The organism is Fictibacillus solisalsi, assembly GCF_900103485.1.
GTDB classification, from domain to species: Bacteria; Bacillota; Bacilli; order Bacillales; family Fictibacillaceae; genus Fictibacillus_C; species Fictibacillus_C solisalsi.
Window position 1 is genome coordinate 1 of record NZ_FNHW01000010.1, and the last position, 13,801, is coordinate 13,801.

Below are 13,801 nucleotides of genomic sequence, written 5' to 3' on the forward strand. Positions count from 1 at the left end.
TTTGCCGCTGCGGCAGCCTTCGCTTTGGCTGCAGCGAGAGCTTTATCCTTCGCTAAAGTATCATCTGGTTCATTGCTCTTTTCTGCAGGTTCACTTTCTTCTTTCTTTTCCAGCGCTTTTTGTTTGGCAAGCTCCAGTGCTTTCGCCTTCGCTTCAGCGGCTGCACGCTTTTTCAACTCTTCCTTTGATAACGACTCATTGGATTCAGGCGGTGTTCCATCATGTTCGTTTGGCATTACATCACCTTCTTCCCTGTCTTCGCTTCATACCGGATCTTTTCCTGCAATTTATTGATGCCATAAATCAAAGCAGCAGGGTTCGGCGGGCATCCAGGGATATACACGTCAACCGGCACAATCTGGTCCACTCCCTTAACAACCGCATAGGACTTAATATAAGGACCACCAGCGGTTGCACAAGAACCCATGGCAATGACCCATTTTGGCTCTGGCATTTGATCGTACAGCCTTTTCAGCACCGGAGCCATTTTTTTTGTTACGGTTCCTGACACAATCATCACATCCGACTGACGCGGAGATGTCCGGAATATGCTTCCAAAACGGTCAAGGTCATAGTGAGAGGAACCGGTTCCCATCATTTCTATCGCACAACAGGCCAGACCGAATGTCAGCGGCCAAAGAGAATTGCTCCTTGCCCAGGCCTTAATTTGTTCGAGGGTGGCCATAAATACATTGCGTTCAAGCTCTGCTTTTTCTTCAGGAGAAATATCGGAAAGCTTCAGATCCATTTCAGCACCTTCTTCTTCCATGCGTATAGTAAACCAAGCGCAAGCATCACAATGAAAATACCCATTTCGATCAGCGCAAAGGCACCCAGATGATCATAAGCGACTGCCCAAGGATACAAAAATACGGTTTCCACATCAAAAATGACGAACATGAGAGCAAACAAATAATAGCGTACATTAAATTGAATCCAGCTTTGATGAAAAGGTTCAATTCCGCTTTCATAGGTCGTGTACTTTTCCTTTGTTGGCTTATACGGCCGAAGCAGCCTGCCTGCAGTTAAAGCTCCGACCGGCAAAAGAATACCCAGCACAAGAAAGACGGCAACAACAAGATAATTGTTCTGGTAAATGTGGATAGCGTCCATCTCTTACCCCCTAATCATCTGAATTTTTCAAACATTATGTAATCGTCTTCATTATAGCAAATTCCAATATTTGTGTCGACAATACGGAGGTAGCAGGAGTTCTGCCCCACTATAGAGTATATGTGCTTGTTCAGCAGGTAGAATGACGTTCAGCCTTGAGGAGATGGATTCCCAATGCTACATTGAAAAAAAGGAGGGAGAACATGGTTCCAAGAAAGAAAGCTGAAAAGCAGTGGGCCCAACAGAAATACGAAGTAATGGCCAAAAGCTATCGGTATTACAGCAGCATCAGAGACAGATTCCGCGAAGCAAAAGAGGAAGAAGATTATGCAGCCATTTTGGAGGAGCTAAAAGAATTGGAACAGTTACCGTATACCAAAAAGGGATTCAACAATATGGCCCAGCATTTATGGGGCTATTTTAAAAGGGGGGCCACACAGGAGGAAAAAGACGAGTTCTTTGAACGGCTGGAGAACTGTTCATCCCTTCCTGATGAATTTGACAAAGGGGAGCCGGCCGCTGAACATCTGCTGAGCTATATTAAAAAAACCCTTTTAGCCTCGCATCCTCAACCATATCTCAGTCAATCCTCCATATTAAAATAGGGTGCCGGAGCTTCTTGTAAAAGCCCTGACACCCCTGACGAGCAGTTTCTATTCCAGCACACGCCTTGCTCCAATGTATTTGGTTTTCCAGTAGGAATCGGTCATTTTTACTGCTCTTACTCCCTTTGTCGTTGCGCCGATAAAGGTCTGATTTCCGTTATATATCGCTACGAAGGTTGCTTTTTTCTTTCCGACTAAATCATAGAAAACAAGGTCACCTTTATGCAGCTTGGCGGCCTTAACGGAAGTTCCCGCCTTGTATTGATCAGCAACCGTACGAGGAAGCGCTAATTGAGCGGCTGTTTGATACGAATAAAGGACAAACCCGCTCGCATCAAATCCTTTTGGTGTTGTTCCCCCCATTTTAAATGGCTTTCCGATGTTCTTTACAGCTACTGCCGCGGCCTGATCGCCGAAATAATTATCGACCATATCATTTTTAATCTGCTTTTCTTTACCCCAGGACGTAATGGTATATTCCATGTTTCCTGTTTTCTTTACCATAAAATAAAGATGATTATAACCTTCTGACAGCGTTCCTTTATAGGACTTGTTACGCTTTGCAAAGAAAGTTGCGGAAAACTCAATCTGCCCCTTTTCACGCCCCACTTCAGTCAGACGCTGAAGCTGGAACTCCTTCACATCCTTTTTGAAACCCACAACATCCATTTTTGCTTCCTTGGCAAACTGCTTTTGAGCTTCCTTGGCATTTGGAATGGCAAACTTAAAAAAGATATGAACCGGATTCACATTCAGCGGAATAATCTCATCCTTTGCAGCTGCATAAACGTGTTCTGCCGGCTGCACCCCGCCAACTGTTATTCCCGTTACTAAACTTGCTGCAACAACAGCAGCGGCCATCCATTTCTTCATCTTACATACCCCCGACTATTTGATTGGCGCCCAGAAGATCTGTGCACAATCGATTAGTCGCCATTTCATGGAAAAAGTTACATAACAAAACCCGGAATTCAAAAAGAAATTCCGGGGGTAAAATCAATGATTAAACAGCTTGTGTGCTGTAGCTCATTTGGCGTTCAAGTTCTTCTGTATGCTCTTTTGTTTGCTCTGGCGTCCAGTTCAAATGCTTCGCCATAAACGCAATCGCTTTTTCCTTCCATTGGCGAACATAGGCGATATCGAAATACATTGCGCTTGTACGTCGGATAAAATAATCGGCAGGAGTTGTAGCCATCTCTTCATCCATTGCATAGACCAAAGTGGCATATACATTGACTGGCAAGTCGTTCAACTCGGCTTCTTTTTTACCGTCACGGATGATTTCAAACAATCGGTCAACATTGGAACCGTACTTTTTAGCCAGCTGCTCTGCATCTTCTTGGCTTAAACCAAGGTTAAGCCCTTCTGCTGTCTTTTCCCTGATGAACTCTGGATAATGGCTGCTTCCTCCGACATTTCCGCCGGAAAGCACCAGGTGCTTGGTATTGCTTGTGTCATATTTGATGCCAATTTCTTTTTCAAGCTGTCCGGCTACGATATCTGCTACTTTTTCAGCCATTTTTCGGTATCCGGTTAATTTACCGCCGGCAATTGTGATCAATCCAGAAGGAGAAAAGAATACTTCGTCTTTCCTTGAAATCTCAGAAGGATCTTTTCCTTCTTCATGAATCAATGGGCGCAATCCCGACCAGGAAGATTCGATGTCTGTTTCCGTCATTTTCACCTCCGGAAACATAAAGTTGATCGCATTAATAACGTAATTGACATCATCATGCGTAATTCTTGGATTTTTAAGATCTCCTTTGTAATCTGTATCAGTTGTACCCACATACGTTTTGCCATCACGAGGAATCGCAAATACCATTCGACCGTCCGGTGTATCAAAATAAACAGCCTGGTGCAACGGGAACCGCTCCTGGTCGATCACAAGATGAATTCCTTTTGTATGGTGGATTCTTTTACCTTTTTTGGATTTATCAATATCACGCAATTGATCCACCCAAGGACCTGCTGCGTTTACAATTTTCTTCGCATATATTTCATGCGTTTCACCAGTAATCGTATCTTCCGCTTTAACGCCAAGCAGTTTTCCGCTTTGATCATAGATGAAATCAACTACTTTAATGTAGTTTACGGCTTTCCCCCCACGGGCTGCTGCTTCTTTCATAATCTCAAGCGTAAGACGTGCGTCGTCGGTTTTATACTCAACATAGTAACCTCCGCCGAGCAGATCTTTACTTTTGAGCAGTGGTTCCCTGTTCATTGTTTCTTCCTTGGTCAGCATGGAACGGCGCTCGTTCCGCTTTACTCCAGCCAGGAAGTCATAAACCTTCAAGCCAATGGAAGTTGAAAATTTACCAAACGTTCCTTCTTTATAGAAGGGAAGAAGCATCCACTCTGGTGTGGTTACATGTGGTGCATTTTCATAAACGATCGCACGCTCTTTCCCCACTTCTGCCACAAGGCCCACTTCGAACTGTTTCAAGTAGCGAAGGCCGCCGTGTACGAGTTTGGTGGAACGGCTGGACGTACCTCCGGCAAAATCCTGCATTTCCAACACGCCTGCTTTCATACCGCGTGTAGTGGCATCCAGAAGAATCCCCGCTCCTGTTACGCCGCCCCCGATGATCAACAGATCCAGGGACGAGTCTTTCATGTCCTCAATATACTGCTTTCTTTTATTGCTTGAAAATGAAATATCCATATCAACGCCACTCCTTCATCATTCCATCAATTTATTCATTTCCTAAATTTCCACAATTAAAGCACCAAATTTTACTCGGAGAATAAAAAAGAGACCACAATACCCCTGTATCCATGTACAAGGTATTGTGGTCTCTCCATAGCTCCGACCGTTATTAACTTATGGTTATATCATAACAAGTTATGCCGGAAAGTGCAAATGGTGTGCTTGTGGTTTATTGGAAAACCCGCGCGGCTTCAACTGCTTTTTTCCAGCCTTTATAAAGGTCTTCTCGTTCCTTCTCTTCCATTTCCACATCAAAATCTCTTTCCACTTTCCACTTATTCGCAATTTCTTCGCGGCCCTTCCAGAAACCCGTTGCGAGTCCCGCAAGATACGCGGCTCCAAGCGCTGTGGTTTCATTAATTTCAGGACGTTCTACAGGAACACCAAGGATATCGGACTGGAACTGCATAAGGAAGTTATTCATAACCGCCCCTCCGTCCACACGAAGCTTTTTCAATTCAATATTGGAGTCGGCTTCCATGGCTGTCAGCACATCACGTGTTTGATAAGCAAGGGATTCCAGTGTCGCACGAACGAAATGTTCTTTTTGTGTACCTCGTGTTAAACCGAACACTGCACCGCGTGTTTTGCTGTCCCAATAAGGAGTTCCCAATCCTACAAAGGCAGGGACTACGTAAACACCATCGGAAGAAGTAACACGGGTCGCCAAATCCTCACTTTCAGGAGAGGTGCGGATCAGCTGCAAGCCATCACGAAGCCACTGAACTGCGGAGCCAGCTACAAAAATACTTCCCTCCAATGCGTACTCTACTTTTCCGTCAATGCCCCAGGCAAGTGTCGTTAACAGCCCATGCTCCGAACGCACGGCTTTTTCACCTGTATTCATAAGCATAAAGCATCCAGTACCATAGGTGTTTTTCGCCATACCCGTTTCAAAACAAGCCTGTCCAAACAGGGCAGCCTGCTGGTCTCCTGCAATGCCGGCAATCGGAATACTTTCACCGAAAAAATGATAATCGATGGTGTATCCGTATACTTCCGATGAGGATTTCACTTCTGGCAGCATAGAGGCCGGTACACCCAGGATGTCTAGCAATTCTTCGTCCCATTTCAGATCATAAATGTTATACATCAACGTACGTGATGCATTAGAGTAATCCGTAACATGAGCTTTCCCGCCAGTCATTTTCCAAAGAAGCCAGGTATCAATCGTTCCGAACAGCAGGTCTCCGTTTTCTGCCTTTTCACGGGCACCTTCGACATTGTCCAGGATCCATTTCACTTTTGTTCCGGAAAAATAAGCGTCAATGAGCAATCCTGTTTTTTCTCTGAATAAATCGTTATGTCCCTGTTCTTTTAACTCTTCGCAAATATCTGCGGTCTGTCTGGACTGCCAAACAATCGCATTATAGATCGGTTTACCTGTGTTTTTATCCCAAACAACAGCTGTTTCCCGCTGATTGGTGATGCCAATTGCCGCAATCTCCTTAGGTGATGTATTTGTACCCTCCAGTACTTGAGCGACTACAGCCAAAATGCTGCCCCATATTTCCTGTGCGTTGTGTTCTACCCAGCCCGGTTTAGGAAAATGCTGTGTGAACTCCTTTTGTGCCACATTGACACATTCGCCTTCTTTATTAAAAAGAATGGCTCTTGAGCTTGTTGTCCCCTGATCGAGAGATAAAATATATTTCTTTTCCATTTTCTTTTCCTCTCCTTTGCAACATAACTGGTTTTTTTAAGATGTATATCTGATTGCTTCCATTTGTAAAAGACGATTAGTTCTTGATCCGTTCGCCGTGTCTGAGGCTGTGGGTGCCTCGTTTTCCTGCAAAATGGGCGGCGGCAAGGACAACAGCAGACAATACTGTCCAGCTCCAGAAGAAAGCGGTTACTTTGCCCTCGAATAATACTTCATACAGTAAAGCCCCAAAAACACCTCCAAGAATCGGCCCGACAACAGGAATCCATGCGTATTTCCAGTTGGAGCCTCCTTTTCCGCTGATCGGCAGGAAGAAATGGGCCAGTCTCGGACCAAGGTCACGTGCCGGGTTGATGGCATAACCGGTTGTTCCGCCAAGGGATAATCCAATGGCTACAATAAGAAAGCCGACAATTAACGGGTTAAGCCCTTCTGTAAATTTATTCGCGCCGATCGCCAAAAGTCCTACCAGCAAAACAGCTGTTCCAATGAACTCACTCAAAAGGTTCGATAATGTATGTGGAATTGCAGGGTCTGTCGAGAAAACTCCCAATTTAACTGCTTTATCTTCTGTTTTCTCCCAATGTGGAAGGAATTGAAAATAAACGATAACCCCTCCAAGGAATCCGCCCAGCATCTGGGCCAGAATATAGCCGGGAACCTGTGACCAGCTGAACTCTCCGATGGCTGCCATACCTAAAGTGACGGCCGGGTTCAAATGGGCACCGCTTACACTTCCGACAGCATAGACTCCCATGGCTACGGCAAGCCCCCATCCAAGAGCGACAACTATCCATCCTCCGCCTTCTGCCTTGGATTTCTTCAGGCTAACATTGGCGACTACCCCACCACCAAATATTATCAAAATCATTGTTCCCACGATTTCTCCGAGTATCGGTGACATCCTGCAGCACTCCTCTCAAATTAAGCAACGAAATATTTTGTTCAAAGAAAAAAGACCAGCAAAAAAATCCCAAACATGACATGTAAGGGCTTCCGCTGATCTCCGATTCTCCGTCAAAATATTAACTTGTCTATTATTTAAACATAGTTTGCAAACGCTGTCAATGAGGGGGGGAGGGAATACTGTGAGACGTCCCTCACCATAGCTCTTTATCCGATGTGGTTACCGCTACTGCTCCTGCTGTAATTGCCAATTCGATTTCCTCTTTCGTGCGGATGAGGCCGCCGGCAAACACGGAAATTCCCGTTTTTTCGTGAACCTCCTGAATGATATTGGGCATCAGGCCAGGAAGCACTTCCACATAGTCCGGCTGGGTCTTTGTGATTATTTTATAACTGGTTTCGAGTGCAATAGAATCGAGAAGAAACAAACGTTGAATGGCGATTACACCTTTTTTCTTGGCAGTGGCAATCACGTTGCTTCTTGTGGAGATGATTCCTGCCGGTTTAATTTCCTGACAGATAAACTCTGCCGCATATTCATCCGCCTTCAGGCCGCTGATCAGGTCGGCATGAACGAAAAGTTTCTTGTTCGCCCGTCCAGCAAGTCTTACCATATCCTTCAGCTGTGCGATGTGGCTGTCCAGAATGACGATGTAGGTATAAGAGCTGTCCAGCAGCCTCTCAAGGTCCTTCCATTTTCGGACGGCCGGCAATACGGTTTGGTTTTGAAATGTCATAGGTATACCTCCCAAGCCGAGTTTTCCTTATTATATCCTTTTTTATGTAGAAACGAAAAATAGGACTGTCCAAGAAGTCTGGAAGCTGTTGATTTTCGTTTCAGTCCGCTCGCTTTCCACTACAATCAACTTTTCAGGGATGCTTTTTACGCAAAATGGGACTGCCTGAAGGTCTTTTGACTTTCAGACAGCCCCATTTGACTGTTTATTTATCTGTGGTTGGCCACATCAAGACGGTTGATGGCGCGGCGAAGAGCATATTCTGCTCTCGCCTGGTCCAAATCATTTTGATTGGTCTCAGCCAAACGGCGCTCAGCACGCTCTTTGGCTTCTTCCGCACGTTTGACCTCAATCTCTTCTGCCAGTTCAGCAGCTTGAGCAAGGATTGTTACTTTTTCAGGCCGAACTTCGATAAATCCACCGCTAACGGCCACATATTGTGTTTTTCCATCTTGTTTTACACGTACTGCACTGATGGTTAAAGGAGCAACCAACGGAATATGTCCTGGCAGGACACCCAGTTCACCGCTTTTTGCTTTTGAACTGACCATTTCTGCCGTTCCTTCAAACACAGGACCATCAGGGGTGACTACACTTACGTCTAACGTTCTCATTTCGTCTTACCCCCTTATAGGTTTAGGCCATCGTTTTAGCTTTTTCAACAACTTCATCAATAGAACCTACAAGACGGAATGCATCCTCTGGAAGGTCATCGTGCTTCCCATCCAGGATTTCTTTAAATCCTCGAATGGTTTCCTTAACAGGAACGTATGAACCTTTTTGACCAGTAAACTGTTCCGCAACGTGGAAGTTTTGAGACAAGAAGAACTGGATGCGGCGCGCACGCTGTACAACCAATTTATCTTCTTCAGAAAGCTCGTCCATACCGAGAATGGCGATAATATCTTGAAGTTCTTTATAGCGCTGCAACGTTTGCTGCACTTGACGGGCAATGGAATAGTGCTCCTCACCGACAATCTCAGGAGAAAGAGCGCGTGATGTGGAAGCCAATGGATCCACCGCTGGGTAAATACCCATAGCTGTCAGTTTACGTTCAAGGTTTGTTGTTGCATCCAAGTGGGCGAACGCTGTTGCCGGAGCCGGGTCAGTATAGTCATCGGCTGGTACATAAATCGCCTGGATAGAAGTTACAGAACCTTTTTTGGTTGATGTGATACGCTCTTGCAATTGACCCATCTCTGTTGCAAGGGTCGGCTGGTAACCTACCGCTGAAGGCATACGGCCAAGAAGGGCTGATACTTCAGAACCAGCTTGTGTGAAGCGGAAGATATTATCCACGAAGAACAATACGTCCTGTCCTTCTTCATCACGGAAGAACTCCGCCATTGTAAGGCCTGAAAGAGCAATACGTGCACGCGCTCCAGGGGGCTCGTTCATCTGTCCAAATACCATTGCTGTTTTGCTGATAACGCCAGAGTCACTCATCTCGTGGTAAAGGTCGTTCCCTTCACGAGTTCGCTCACCTACACCTGCGAATACGGAAATACCGCCGTGTTCTTGCGCGATGTTGTTGATCAATTCCTGAATAAGTACGGTTTTACCTACGCCGGCACCACCGAACAGACCGATCTTACCACCCTTAACGTATGGAGCGATAAGGTCGACGACTTTAATTCCTGTTTCAAGAATTTCCGTTTTTGTTGTAAGGTTTTCGAAAGATGGCGCTCCGCGGTGAATCGGATCACGGCGAACATCTGCTGGAACTGCTTCTCCAAGGTCAATGTGGTCACCTGTTACGTTAAATACGCGTCCAAGTGTAGCACTTCCTACAGGAACGGAGATTGGTTTACCAGTATCATTGATAGCCATACCACGAACAAGACCATCTGTAGAATCCATCGCGATGGTACGAACAGTATTGTCACCAAGGTGAAGGGCTACTTCTAGTGTTAAGTTAACGCCTTCTGCGTCAACTGTTAATGCATTTAAAAGTTCCGGAAGACTGTCATCGAATTTAACGTCGACAACAGGTCCAAGAATCTGGGTGATATACCCTTTATTCATCGTTTCCCCTCCTAACTTCTGGCACATCTGTGTGCCGTATGCCTGATTAAGGCATGTATAAAAATCTACTCGAGTGCCGCAACCCCGCCGACAATCTCGGTAATTTCCTGAGTAATGGCCGCCTGACGCTCACGGTTATAAGTGAGTGTAAACTGGCCGATCAAATCGTCTGCATTGTCAGTCGCATTTCTCATTGCTGTCATACGAGAAGCATGTTCTGCTGCCTTTGCATCCAGAAGCGCTCCGTAAATCAGGCTTTCCGCGTATTGTGGAAGGAGAACTTCCAAAATTTCTTCTTCGGAAGGCTCGTATTCGTAAGCAGCATTTGAGCTGACTGTTCCTTCAAAACCAGTTAGTGGAAGAACTTTCCGTTCCGTAAGTTCTGACTGAATCGCACTGACGAAGTGGTTGTAATACATATATAGTTCATCAAACGTTTCGTTCGCATACAAACCAACCGCTTTGCTGGCGATAGCTTTAATGTCAGCAAAAGACGGCTGATCCGGCAGACCCGTAATGCTGTCAATGATTGTCATGTTGCGCCTTTTGAAAAAGTTAAGGCCCACCTTTCCGACAACAATAAGCGCATATTCGTCCGGAGACTGATGTCGCTCGTTAATTGTACGGTAAACGTGACGCAGCACATTGGAGTTATATGCCCCCGCAAGACCGCGGTCCGCAGTGATGACAAAATAGCCCGTTTTCTTTATGGGTCGGCTGGAAAGCATAGGATGGCGCGCACTTTTACTTCCGGCCGCAATGCTGGTTACGACCTCCTGCATCTTATCCATATAAGGAGTAAATCGTTTCGCGTTTTGCTCCGCACGGTTCAATGCGGCTGCAGATACCATTTCCATGGCCTTCGTAATCTGCATCGTCTTTTTTGTTGCATCAATTCTCGCTTTTATATCTCGTAATGCCACTCGTATTCACCACCTTTGGGTTAAGCTGGTTGCAGGATGCACCAGGCATCCTGCAGTTTATTTAAAGTTTACTGTTAGCTTGTGATCCAGCTTCAGCCGCTAAAGACTCGACCGTTTCACTCTCTCACTTCAACACAAAAAGCGTGTTGCTGTTCAAGAGTTCCAGCGTTTTTCGTCTTTTAACAGCGGCTTCAGCTTTTCTTTTTTTAAGCAAACACTTTTTTGAATGCTTTAATCGCATCGTCCAGTTCGCTGCCTTCTGGAAGTTTTCCAGTGGTTTTGATCTGGTTGAGAACGTCTTTAGCGTTGTTATCCATATAAGCATGAAGCTCTTCTTCAAAACGCGTGATATCTTCAACTGGAACATCATCAAGGTAGCCTCTTGTTAATGCAAATAGGATGGCAACCTGAAGTTCTACACGCAGCGGTTTGTGAAGACCTTGTTTCAGGACTTCTACTGTACGTGCACCACGGTTAAGTTTTGCTTGAGTCGCTTTATCGAGGTCTGAACCGAATTGAGCAAATGCTTCAAGCTCACGGAATGAAGCCAGGTCAAGACGGAGTGTACCAGATACTTTACTCATTGCTTTAATTTGCGCCGCTCCACCTACACGGGATACAGAAATACCCGCGTTGATGGCAGGACGTACACCAGAGAAGAACAAGTCAGACTGCAAGAAGATTTGTCCGTCTGTAATGGAGATAACGTTTGTCGGAATATATGCTGACACGTCACTTGCTTGAGTCTCGATGAATGGAAGTGCCGTAATGGAACCGCCACCCAGCTCATCGTTTAGTTTTGCAGCACGCTCAAGAAGGCGAGAGTGAAGGTAGAAAACGTCCCCTGGATAAGCTTCACGGCCCGGAGGACGGCGAAGGAGCAAGGAAAGTTCACGATAAGCTGCTGCTTGCTTTGAAAGGTCATCATAAACAATCAACACATGCTTTCCATCCCACATAAACTCTTCAGCCATGGAAACACCGGAATACGGAGCCAGGAAAAGAAGAGGAGCCGGCTGGGAAGCACTTGCAGATACAACAATCGTGTAATCGAGAGCACCATGCTCACGAAGCGTTTCTACAACACCTGCAACAGTGGACTCTTTTTGTCCGATGGCAACATAGATACAAATCATGTCCTGATCTTTTTGGTTAATGATCGTATCAATGGCTACAGCTGTTTTACCGGTTTGACGGTCACCGATGATAAGCTCACGCTGTCCGCGGCCGATTGGAACAAGAGCATCGATCGCTTTGATTCCTGTTTGAAGCGGCTGGTGTACTGATTTACGAGCCATAACGCCTGGCGCTTTCTGCTCGATTGGACGAGTTTTCGTTGTTTCAACAGGTCCTTTGCCATCAATCGGCATACCAAGTGGGTTAACTACGCGTCCAAGAAGTTCTGGTCCAACCGGAACCTCCATAATGCGTCCTGTACGTTTAACCTCGTCGCCTTCACGGATCTCCTGATATGGCCCGAGGATGATGATACCTACGTTGTTTTCCTCAAGGTTTTGGGCCATACCCATTACCCCATTAGAAAATTCAACAAGCTCGCCGGCCATTACATTATCCAATCCATGGGCACGGGCAATACCGTCACCGACCTGAATAACTGTACCGACGTCGTTTACTTCGATTTCAGACTGATAGTTTTCAATCTGTTTTTTTATTAAAGCACTGATTTCTTCAGCTTTAATGTTGCTCATGAATTTCACCCCTATCTTTTTAGCCTTGTGTTGTGGCTAATTGGCGCTCGATACGCTCTAGTTTACCGCGGATGCTTCCGTCAAAAATACGGTTGCCGATGCGGATTCTCATCCCACCAACGAGGGATTGGTCAATAATATTTTCAATGCGCAGATGCTGTTTGCCCACTCGCTTTGCGAAGGTTTCTTCTAGACGGGTTCTTTCATCCTGTGACAACAGGCGTACAGAGTATACCGTTGCTTCAGCAATGCCGCGCGATTCATTTGCTAGTTCAATAAACTGGCCAGCCATTTCCGCGATGATGTTCTCTCGGCTGCGGTCGATCAGCAATAAAATAGTGTTCAGAACCGGTTTGGAAATGTCTGTGCCAAGGCTTTCTTTTACAATCTGTTTTTTCTGTTCGACAGAAATTTTCGGATGGTTCAATAGTTTTTGAATGTCACGGTTGCTTTCCATAACATCCTTGACTACACGAAGCTCAGCCTCAGACTGCTCAAGGTTTTCTTGTCCAACCACTTCATAAAGAGCTGATGCATAGCGTTTTGCAATTACAGTAAGATCCTTGCTCATCTAGCTTCGCCTGCCTCTTGAAGGTAATCCTGGATTAACTTCTCCTGGCTGCGCTCATCCAGTTCTTTTGCGATCACTTTGGAAGCGATCATGACAGACAGTGATGCAACTTCTTTTCGAAGAGTAGCGACAGCTTTTTCTCTTTCACTGGCAATATCAGCCAGCGCAGATTCCTTCACGCGTTCAGCCTCTTCACGGGAAGCCTGGATAATAGCCTCACCCTGCGCTTCACCTTGCTTTTTCGCATTTTCAATGATAGCTCGTGCTTCTTCACGCGCTTGTTTCAATTCTTCTATTTGGGCAGCAAGATGCTCTTCCGCTTCTTTGCGGCTGGCTTCTGCTGCTTCAATTTCATTCGTAATAAAGGTTTGTCGCTCTTTCATGATTCCCATTAACGGGCCCCATGCATACTTGCGTAATAAGAGCATTAGAATAATGAATGCTAGTAACTGGAAGAGAATATCTCCGCCGTTAACACCACCGGTTGCAGCACCTAACATTAAGGATTGCACGGTATTTCCTCCCTTCAATAGGTCATACATAAGGAATGGCGAAGAAAAGTTCCAGTGTTGAAACATGCTTCGCCATTATTGAGATCTTTTTAAATCTTGCTGTTATTAGCTGCCAAGAACGATAAACGCAATAACAACGCCAATGATTGGAAGTGCTTCAACTAACGCAACCCCGATAAACATTGTTGTTTGAAGTGTACCGCGAAGTTCTGGCTGACGAGCGATCCCCTCAACTGTACGTCCTACGATAAGACCGTTACCAATACCTGCACCTAGTGCTGCTAGACCGATTGCAATTGCTGCTGCAATAAGATTCATTTTTGTATT

Annotated in this window: 15 protein-coding genes and 1 pseudogene; 1 reads left to right on the forward strand and 15 read right to left on the reverse strand. The window is 45.6% G+C overall.

Translation table 11 applies throughout. The features are described from left to right. The 3 genes and pseudogenes from BLT53_RS23845 to BLT53_RS23855 form a co-directional block, all read right to left on the reverse strand. Positions 1-236, reverse strand: a pseudogene (locus BLT53_RS23845) (NADH-quinone oxidoreductase subunit C); the annotation flags it as partial. Next, the gene (locus BLT53_RS23850) at positions 236-748 is read right to left on the reverse strand and encodes a NuoB/complex I 20 kDa subunit family protein (RefSeq protein ID WP_061973584.1); all 513 of its coding nucleotides are present in this window, start codon (positions 746-748) and stop codon (positions 236-238) included. The gene BLT53_RS23850 and the pseudogene BLT53_RS23845, both read right to left, overlap by 1 nt. Next, positions 739-1,113, reverse strand: a complete 375-nt coding sequence (locus BLT53_RS23855) for an NADH-quinone oxidoreductase subunit A (protein WP_090239712.1) — start codon at positions 1,111-1,113, stop codon at positions 739-741. The genes BLT53_RS23850 and BLT53_RS23855 overlap by 10 nt, the downstream gene beginning before the upstream one ends. A 203-nt stretch (positions 1,114-1,316) precedes the next feature. Between BLT53_RS23855 and BLT53_RS23860 the strand changes: the two genes are divergently transcribed. Continuing rightward, positions 1,317-1,718 (forward strand): DUF1722 domain-containing protein, encoded by a 402-nt coding sequence (locus BLT53_RS23860; protein ID WP_090239715.1) that lies wholly within the window; start codon positions 1,317-1,319, stop codon positions 1,716-1,718. Positions 1,719-1,766: 48 nt separating this feature from the next. Here the strand turns inward: BLT53_RS23860 and BLT53_RS25555 are convergent, their stop codons facing one another. The 12 genes from BLT53_RS25555 to atpE form a co-directional block, all read right to left on the reverse strand. Further along, positions 1,767-2,591: a C40 family peptidase gene (locus BLT53_RS25555; protein ID WP_244520552.1), complete on the reverse strand. Its 825-nt coding sequence runs from the start codon at positions 2,589-2,591 to the stop codon at positions 1,767-1,769. 130 nt (positions 2,592-2,721) lie between these two features. After that, a complete protein-coding gene (locus tag BLT53_RS23870; RefSeq protein ID WP_090239716.1) occupies positions 2,722-4,383 on the reverse strand; it encodes a glycerol-3-phosphate dehydrogenase/oxidase in 1,662 nt (553 codons plus the stop codon). A 214-nt stretch (positions 4,384-4,597) separates the two neighbouring features. Continuing rightward, complete coding sequence (gene glpK / locus BLT53_RS23875) at positions 4,598-6,091, reverse strand: glycerol kinase GlpK (protein WP_090239719.1); 1,494 nt, start codon at positions 6,089-6,091, stop codon at positions 4,598-4,600. A 76-nt stretch (positions 6,092-6,167) separates the two neighbouring features. After that, positions 6,168-6,995, reverse strand: coding sequence for an MIP/aquaporin family protein (locus BLT53_RS23880; protein ID WP_090239721.1), 828 nt, complete (start codon positions 6,993-6,995; stop codon positions 6,168-6,170). A 196-nt stretch (positions 6,996-7,191) separates the two neighbouring features. Next, positions 7,192-7,734, reverse strand: coding sequence for a glycerol-3-phosphate responsive antiterminator (locus BLT53_RS23885; protein WP_090239723.1), 543 nt, complete (start codon positions 7,732-7,734; stop codon positions 7,192-7,194). A 209-nt stretch (positions 7,735-7,943) separates the two neighbouring features. Then, entirely contained in the window at positions 7,944-8,348 is a 405-nt protein-coding gene (locus tag BLT53_RS23890; RefSeq protein WP_090239725.1) for a F0F1 ATP synthase subunit epsilon, read from the reverse strand. A 22-nt stretch (positions 8,349-8,370) separates the two neighbouring features. After that, positions 8,371-9,759, reverse strand: coding sequence for a F0F1 ATP synthase subunit beta (gene atpD / locus BLT53_RS23895; RefSeq protein WP_090239727.1), 1,389 nt, complete (start codon positions 9,757-9,759; stop codon positions 8,371-8,373). A 65-nt stretch (positions 9,760-9,824) separates the two neighbouring features. Beyond that, complete coding sequence (gene atpG, locus BLT53_RS23900; RefSeq protein ID WP_090239730.1) at positions 9,825-10,688, reverse strand: ATP synthase F1 subunit gamma; 864 nt, start codon at positions 10,686-10,688, stop codon at positions 9,825-9,827. A 200-nt stretch (positions 10,689-10,888) separates the two neighbouring features. Next, positions 10,889-12,391, reverse strand: a complete 1,503-nt coding sequence (gene atpA / locus BLT53_RS23905; RefSeq protein ID WP_090239733.1) for a F0F1 ATP synthase subunit alpha — start codon at positions 12,389-12,391, stop codon at positions 10,889-10,891. Positions 12,392-12,410: 19 nt separating this feature from the next. Next, on the reverse strand, positions 12,411-12,962 hold the full coding sequence (locus tag BLT53_RS23910) for a F0F1 ATP synthase subunit delta (protein WP_090239736.1): 552 nt from the start codon (positions 12,960-12,962) through the stop codon (positions 12,411-12,413). Then, positions 12,959-13,504 (reverse strand): F0F1 ATP synthase subunit B, encoded by a 546-nt coding sequence (atpF, locus tag BLT53_RS23915; protein WP_090239820.1) that lies wholly within the window; start codon positions 13,502-13,504, stop codon positions 12,959-12,961. Before atpF ends, BLT53_RS23910 begins: the two co-directional genes overlap by 4 nt. 75 nt (positions 13,505-13,579) lie before the next feature. After that, positions 13,580-13,792, reverse strand: coding sequence for a F0F1 ATP synthase subunit C (gene atpE, locus BLT53_RS23920; protein ID WP_090239739.1), 213 nt, complete (start codon positions 13,790-13,792; stop codon positions 13,580-13,582). Positions 13,793-13,801: the final 9 nt, after the last annotated feature.

Excerpts from the sequence above, each read along its gene's own strand:
- atpF (WP_090239820.1), bottom strand. The coding sequence starts at position 13,504 with ATGTATGACCTATTGAAGGGAGGAAATACCGTGCAATCCTTAATGTTA.
- atpE (WP_090239739.1), bottom strand. The coding sequence starts at position 13,792 with ATGAATCTTATTGCAGCAGCAATTGCAATCGGTCTAGCAGCACTAGGT.
- BLT53_RS23870 (WP_090239716.1), bottom strand. The coding sequence starts at position 4,383 with ATGGATATTTCATTTTCAAGCAATAAAAGAAAGCAGTATATTGAGGAC.
- BLT53_RS25555 (WP_244520552.1), bottom strand. The coding sequence starts at position 2,591 with ATGAAGAAATGGATGGCCGCTGCTGTTGTTGCAGCAAGTTTAGTAACG.
- atpA (WP_090239733.1), bottom strand. The coding sequence starts at position 12,391 with ATGAGCAACATTAAAGCTGAAGAAATCAGTGCTTTAATAAAAAAACAG.
- BLT53_RS23855 (WP_090239712.1), bottom strand. The coding sequence starts at position 1,113 with ATGGACGCTATCCACATTTACCAGAACAATTATCTTGTTGTTGCCGTC.
- atpD (WP_090239727.1), bottom strand. The coding sequence starts at position 9,759 with ATGAATAAAGGGTATATCACCCAGATTCTTGGACCTGTTGTCGACGTT.
- BLT53_RS23910 (WP_090239736.1), bottom strand. The coding sequence starts at position 12,962 with ATGAGCAAGGATCTTACTGTAATTGCAAAACGCTATGCATCAGCTCTT.
- BLT53_RS23885 (WP_090239723.1), bottom strand. The coding sequence starts at position 7,734 with ATGACATTTCAAAACCAAACCGTATTGCCGGCCGTCCGAAAATGGAAG.
- glpK (WP_090239719.1), bottom strand. The coding sequence starts at position 6,091 with ATGGAAAAGAAATATATTTTATCTCTCGATCAGGGGACAACAAGCTCA.
- BLT53_RS23850 (WP_061973584.1), bottom strand. The coding sequence starts at position 748 with ATGGATCTGAAGCTTTCCGATATTTCTCCTGAAGAAAAAGCAGAGCTT.
- BLT53_RS23890 (WP_090239725.1), bottom strand. The coding sequence starts at position 8,348 with ATGAGAACGTTAGACGTAAGTGTAGTCACCCCTGATGGTCCTGTGTTT.
- BLT53_RS23880 (WP_090239721.1), bottom strand. The coding sequence starts at position 6,995 with ATGTCACCGATACTCGGAGAAATCGTGGGAACAATGATTTTGATAATA.
- BLT53_RS23860 (WP_090239715.1), top strand. The coding sequence starts at position 1,317 with ATGGTTCCAAGAAAGAAAGCTGAAAAGCAGTGGGCCCAACAGAAATAC.